Origin of the sequence: Brachybacterium sp. HMSC06H03, assembly GCF_001807385.1 — a bacterium.
Classification (GTDB): Bacteria; Actinomycetota; Actinomycetes; order Actinomycetales; family Dermabacteraceae; genus Brachybacterium; species Brachybacterium conglomeratum.
This window is the reverse complement of the sequence record NZ_KV788891.1, coordinates 1-4,939: the sequence shown is the minus strand read 5'-3', so window position 1 is coordinate 4,939 and position 4,939 is coordinate 1. Positions and strand designations below refer to the sequence as shown.

The following is a 4,939-nucleotide window of genomic DNA, read 5'->3' as shown; positions in this document are numbered from 1 at the left end:
GGGGCGCCGCTGCTGCCGGGGCCGGCGGCCTGGACGGCGCTGCTGCTGGGCGCCCTCGCGCTGCGGACCGGGGCGGGAGCCTTCGTCGACGGGATCCGTCACGGGGTGCACACCCTCGGCGCCCCGCCCCTGCTGGGTCAGCGCGCGGGGACGCAGCTGCTGCTCCACGCCGCCGCGCCCGGGCTGCTCATGGTGGCGCTCGGCGCGCTCGGCGGGACGCTCGCCGCGGTCGTGGGCGGCGGGGCGGGGAGCGGTTCCGTGCTGCTGCCCGTCGCCGTGGCCGCCACGGTCCTCGCCGCACGGGCCTGGGAGGCGGCGAAGGGCACCATGCCGCTCGCGCTCGCCACTCCGATCCCGACCCCTCAGGGGGACCTGTCGGTGCTGGTCATGCTGGCCTGGCAGGCCGACGCCGTCGTCGTGCCGCTGCTGAGCGCCGCGGCGCTGCTGCTCGTGCTCCCCTCCGGCCCCGGGGCCGTGCTCCTCGCCGCGGCCGTGCTCGTCGGCCTGCTCGTGCTGCTGACCCGACGACGCCTGCGGGAGCTGCAGGCATGAGAGGAGGCGAGAGGTGGACATCCGCACGACGCCGAACCCCGTGATCCGCCGGGCGGAACGGGTTCTGCACCGCCTGAACGCGCGCCACCCCTGGGACCACAACGGCCACTTCCACCGCTGGATGCTGCGCTCGCTGCCGCCGGGAGCGGCCCGGGTCCTCGACGTCGGCTGCGGACGCGGCGATCTCGTGCGCGCCCTCGCGGGGCGCATCGCGCAGGTCGACGGCATCGAACCCGACCCCCAGATGGCTCTCGTCGCCGCCGAGCGGTGCCGTGACCTCGACGGCGTCACGATCCGGCGCCGCGGACTCGGGGCGCATGCCGAGATGCTGCGGGCCGAGGGGACGGGAGGGCACTACGACGCGCTGACCATGATCGCCTCCCTCCATCACATGGAGCTCGAGCCGGCCCTCGGCCAGGCCCGCGACCTGCTGCGTCCCGGCGGGCGTCTGCTCGTGGTCACCCTCACCGTGCCCCGCACGCGGCTCGACCTGCTGTGGGACATCGGCAATGTGCTGTCGAACCCGCTGATCGGGCTCGTGAAGCATCCGCGCCCCGTGCGGGATTCCGTCCCGGGGCCGAGCATCCCGGTCCGGGACCCGGCCTGGTCGTACGGGGAGCTGCGCGAGCGGGCCCGGGAGATCCTGCCGGGGGCCGTGCTGCACCGGCGCGAGGGCTTCCGCTCGACGCTGCGGTGGCAGAAGCCGATCTGACGTCTCTGCCCTGTCGCCGCGCCCGCCGTGCCGGGGCGCGGTGCGTCGCGACATCGCTCGTCGGAGGACGGGCCGTCGGGCGTCGGCCCAGGTGCCGGCCCGGGCGCCGGCTCAGGCGCGGTGCGCGGCGATGACCTCGCCGAGGCGGGCGACGGCGTCCTCGATCACGGCGGGGGAGTGGGTGACGAAGCTGAGCCGCATCGTGGAGCGGTCCGCATGGTCGGCGTAGAAGGACCAGCCGGGCAGATACGCGACCCCGGCCTCGACGGCGTCGGCGAGCATCTCCTGCGCGTCGTAGCCCTCGCCGAGCGCGGCCCACAGGAACATCCCGCCCTCGGGACGGGTCACGTGCGCTCCGTCCGGCAGCACCGGGGCGATCGCCGCGGACATCGCGTCGCGCCGCTCGCGGTAGACGGCGCTGACCCGGGCGACGTGGGCGTCGAGGTCCACGGTCTCGAGATAGCGGGCGACCATCAGCTGGTCCACCACGGAGGACTGCATCGAGATCGCGGCCTTCGCCACGGCGAGGGTGTCCAGCACCGGGCCCTCCGCGCGCATCCAGCCGATGCGCACGCCGGGGCTCATCAGCTTGCTCATCGAGTTCAGCAGGATCGTCCGCTCGCCCATGCCGGGAAGCGCCGCGATCGGCGCCCAGGTGCTGCCGGTGAAGCTCAGGGCGCCGTAGGGATCGTCCTCGATCAGCGGCACGTCCGTGCGCTGCAGCACCTCGGCGACAGCCTGGCGCCGCTCGAGCGGCATCGTGCGCCCGGTCGGGTTCTGGAACGTGGGGATCAGGTAGACCATCCGCGGGTGGTGGGTGCGGATCGCCTCCTCGAGCGCCTCGGGGATCACGCCGTCGTCGTCGGTGTCCACCCCGATCATCCGCGCGCCGTGCACCGAGAAGGCCTGGACCGCGGCGAGATAGGTCGGGGACTCCACCAGCACCACGTCGCCCGGCTCGAGCAGGGCCTGGGCGACGACGAACAGCCCCTCCTGGGAGCCGGACGTGACGCGGATCTGCGAGGCGTCGGTGGGGAGGTCGCGCGAGACGCGGCGCGCGGCCTGCTCGCGCAGCTCGAGCTCGCCCTCGCTGACCCCGTACTGCAGCGCGCGATCGCCCTGCTGGGAGAGCACCCAGTCGTAGCAGGCGGTGACCTCCTCGAGCGCGAACAGCTCCGGGTCCGGGATGCCGCCGGCGAAGGAGACCACGTCCTCGCGGGCGGCGAGGGCGAAGATGTCCTTGAGCGGGGAGGACTCCATCCCCGCGTAGCGCGCGGCGACGGGGAAGCGGAACGGTGCGGAGCTCGGGGGCGTGGTCATCGCCCCATCGTGTCACGCAGGCCGTACGGGAGCAGGCGGCGTCGACGTGAGATCCGCCCGGCCCGGCGGACGACGTCCGTGCTGGAGGCTCCGCCCTGCCGGAAGCGGCTGTGGCGCAGTGGGAGGAGCTCGCGCGGGCGCGAGCCCGGACGAGGCCGGGCCGCACCCCCTGAACAGGAAGGATGCGGCCCGGATGACGGAGCGGGCGACGGGAATCGAACCCGCGTAATCAGTTTGGAAGACTGAGGCTCTACCATTGAGCTACGCCCGCATGCGACCCCTATTGAACCAGATCAGAGCCGTCCGAGCACATCCGGCGTGGCCGGGACGACATGCATCTGCTCACAGGGCCCCGGGCGCTCCCCGCCGCCGCACGGGCGGAACGGGTAATATCCCCTGGGTTGCCCTCCGGGGTGTAGCTCAGCTTGGTAGAGCACCCGCTTTGGGAGCGGGAAGTCGCAGGTTCAAATCCTGTCACCCCGACTCCGCCGCCGGGTCGCCGCCGCGCGAGCTCCGGGGCGCCACCAGAATCGTCCATCCGATGTCCATCCACAGGGAGACCTGACCAGTGAAGACCGAGTCCGAGAAGCTCAGCCCCACCCGGGTGAAGCTCACCGTCGAGGTGCCCTTCGACGAGCTCAAGCCCGCCGTCGAGGCGGCCACCACGAAGATCGCCGATCAGGTGCAGATCCCCGGCTTCCGCAAGGGCAAGGTCCCCTCCAAGCTCGTCGAGCAGCGCTTCGGCCGCCCCGCGATCATGCAGGAGGCCGTCAACGACGCCCTGCCCGACTTCTACCAGCAGGCCGCGGCCGAGGCGGAGCTCAAGCCCGTCGGCCGCCCCGAGGTCGAGGTCACCGAGGTGCCGGGCCTGGACGGCTCCGAGGAGGGCAACCTGCTCTTCACCGTCGAGCAGGACGTCCGCCCCGAGATCGAGCTGCCCGACTTCGCCTCCTACGAGGTCGAGATCGAGGAGCCCGAGGTCGACGCCGACGCCGTCCAGGTGCGCCTGGACGAGCTGCGCGAGCGCTTCGGCACCCTCGTGGGCGTGGACCGCCCGGCCGAGGACGGCGACTTCGTCTCCGTCGACATGATCGCCACCATCGACGACGAGGAGATCGAGTCCGTCGAGGGCGTCTCCTACCGCATCGGCGAGGGCAACATGCTCGAGGGCCTCGACGAGGCGCTCATCGGCCTGTCCGCCGAGGAGTCCACCACCTTCGTCTCGAAGCTCGCCGGCGGCGACCGCGCGGGCGAGGAGGCGCAGGTCAAGGTCACCGCGCAGTCCGTGAAGGTGCGCGAGCTGCCCGAGGCCGACGACGAGTTCGCCGAGATGGCCTCCGAGTTCGACACCATCGACGAGCTCAAGGAGGACCTCAAGGTCCAGGCCGAGAAGGACGCCGAGGGCAACCGCGTGGCGCTCGCCCGCAACGCCCTGCTCGAGAAGCTCCTCGAGGAGCTCGAGATCCCCGTGCCCGAGCAGCTGGTCGAGGACGAGATCCTCTCCCACCTGCAGAACGAGGGCAAGGAGGCCGGCGACCCGCACGGCGAGGAGATCCGCGAGGACACCGAGAAGGCGATCCGCGCCCAGTTCGTGCTCGACGAGATCAACGGCCCCCGCCAGGTCGACGTCGACCAGAACGACCTCATGAGCTACATGACGCAGCTCTCCGCGCAGTACGGCATCGAGTCGAACCAGCTGCTGCAGATGCTCGCCCAGTCCGGCCAGCTCGAGCAGATCTTCGCCGAGGTGCAGCGCTCCAAGGCGCTCGACGTGGTCCTCGCCGACGTCACCGTCAAGAACGCGAAGGGCGACGTGCTCGACCTCGGCCTGAAGGCCGAGGAGGCCGACGACGCCGAGCAGGCCGAGGACGCCGAGGAGAAGCCCGCCGCGAAGAAGGCCCCGGCCAAGAAGGCTCCGGCCAAGAAGGCCGCTGCGGCCGACGAGGCCGCCGCCGACGAGTCCGCCGATGACGCGGAGGCCGAGAAGCCCGCCGCGAAGAAGGCTCCGGCCAAGAAGGCCCCCGCCAAGAAGCCGGCCGCCAAGAAGCCGGCCGCCAAGAAGGCGGCGGCGAAGGACGAGACCGCCGCGGACGAGACCGCCGAGTGACCCTCCGCCGCTGACGGGGCCTCGCCCCGCACGGCAGATCCGCCGGGCCGTCACCCCTTCCGGGGGTGGCGGCCCGTCAACGTCGGTGGAAGACTGCCCGTCCCGGCGAGCGCCGGGGATCGCCGACGCCCGGGAGCGACCCATGGCACCGCACGGACCCGACCGTCCCGAGGACCCGGCCGCGGCCGGCGCGCAGGCCCCGCAGGGCAGGGTCACCTGGGGGGTGTCCCTATGTTGCGAGTCAAGCC

3 protein-coding genes, 2 tRNA genes and 1 pseudogene are annotated in these 4,939 nt (G+C 72.7%); 4 read left to right on the top strand and 2 right to left on the bottom strand.

Features of this window, described 5'->3' with window-relative positions; all coding sequences use genetic code 11:
- Positions 1 to 552: pseudogene (locus HMPREF3159_RS17530) on the top strand (hypothetical protein); the annotation flags it as partial.
- A 13-nt stretch (positions 553 to 565) separates the two neighbouring features.
- On the top strand, positions 566 to 1,264 hold the full coding sequence (locus tag HMPREF3159_RS12145) for a class I SAM-dependent methyltransferase (RefSeq protein ID WP_070501242.1): 699 nt from the start codon (positions 566 to 568) through the stop codon (positions 1,262 to 1,264).
- Positions 1,265 to 1,375: 111 nt separating this feature from the next.
- On the opposite strand, the gene HMPREF3159_RS12140 is transcribed toward HMPREF3159_RS12145, so the two are convergent.
- Together HMPREF3159_RS12140 and HMPREF3159_RS12135 are read right to left on the bottom strand one after the other, a co-directional pair.
- Positions 1,376 to 2,584: an aminotransferase-like domain-containing protein gene (locus tag HMPREF3159_RS12140; RefSeq protein ID WP_070501241.1), complete on the bottom strand. Its 1,209-nt coding sequence runs from the start codon at positions 2,582 to 2,584 to the stop codon at positions 1,376 to 1,378.
- A gap of 200 nt (positions 2,585 to 2,784) precedes the next feature.
- Positions 2,785 to 2,855, bottom strand: a tRNA-Gly gene (locus HMPREF3159_RS12135).
- A 138-nt stretch (positions 2,856 to 2,993) separates the two neighbouring features.
- Between HMPREF3159_RS12135 and HMPREF3159_RS12130 the strand changes: the two genes are divergently transcribed.
- A tRNA-Pro gene (locus HMPREF3159_RS12130) sits at positions 2,994 to 3,067 on the top strand.
- Positions 3,068 to 3,152: 85 nt separating this feature from the next.
- Complete coding sequence (gene tig, locus HMPREF3159_RS12125; protein WP_070501240.1) at positions 3,153 to 4,691, top strand: trigger factor; 1,539 nt, start codon at positions 3,153 to 3,155, stop codon at positions 4,689 to 4,691.
- Positions 4,692 to 4,939: the final 248 nt, after the last annotated feature.